An 890-nucleotide genomic window follows, 5' to 3' on the forward strand; every position below is an offset into this window, starting at 1 on the left:
TTTAGATTTCTGTCCGGGGATTTCATCAACTCCGTGGCAAGTGTGTGACGGAAACGGTGTGAGGAAATATCGAAGCCACTCTCCCTGGACAACCGACGATAGAAGCTACGAAATGACTGCAGAACGTTTTTCTCGTCATAGATGTAATGAGTATTCCGTGGACTGGTGAACCGTTTGACATCAAAAAGCAGGTCATGCTGATCCGCACCTCGCTCGATTGCACGCATCATGAGCAGCTCTATTCGCTCCCTTAATTGACGAACCACCGGTACTTTCCACTCCCGATGTGTTTTGCTGCCTTCAAGTCGAAGTTCGATCCAACCTTGCTCAATGTTCACATCTCTCAGGCGGATGTGGATCATCTGATTGTTACGCATACCGGTATATCGAAATGTGTCTAATACCGTCATCCAGAACCAGGTAGGATAGAGTGCGCACTTTCCCCCCTTCACTGGTTTTCTTTCCTTCTCCCGCTGTTCATACTGTTGCATCACGAGGTAAAGACGGGTCAATTGAGACTTCGTCAATATTCGTTTTTTCTTAGTGTCAGATCGAACTACCGTTCCATTAAAAGGGTTCTCACCGTGCTGAACCAACGCTTTTTTAATACCCAAATTAAATATTGCCCGCAGATGGGCCACCTTATTGTTCCAGGTATGTACCGAAAGGTTTTTCTCCTTTAACAGATGCCGACGCCAAAGCAACACATCCCTTTGCGTCACCATAGCAGGTGTTATAGCTCCACCAATAAAACGCGTAAATGTTAGTGCTACTTTCCTATAACTCCATTCCGTTGCTGCACGTAGTTGTTTGGTGAAAAAATATTCCTCGAGCAAGAACTCCCACTCATCGTGCATTTTTTCTTCACTTTTCATTTCATAACCTCGAAT

At 45.2% G+C, this 890-nt stretch carries 1 protein-coding gene; it reads right to left on the reverse strand.

Translation table 11 applies throughout. From position 1 onward, the window contains the following. A partial coding sequence (locus AC4PR2_RS29220) for a tyrosine-type recombinase/integrase (protein WP_492176091.1) occupies positions 1-875 on the reverse strand: 875 nt, incomplete at its 3' end. Positions 876-890: the final 15 nt, after the last annotated feature.

The organism is Serratia sp. A07, assembly GCF_058725505.1.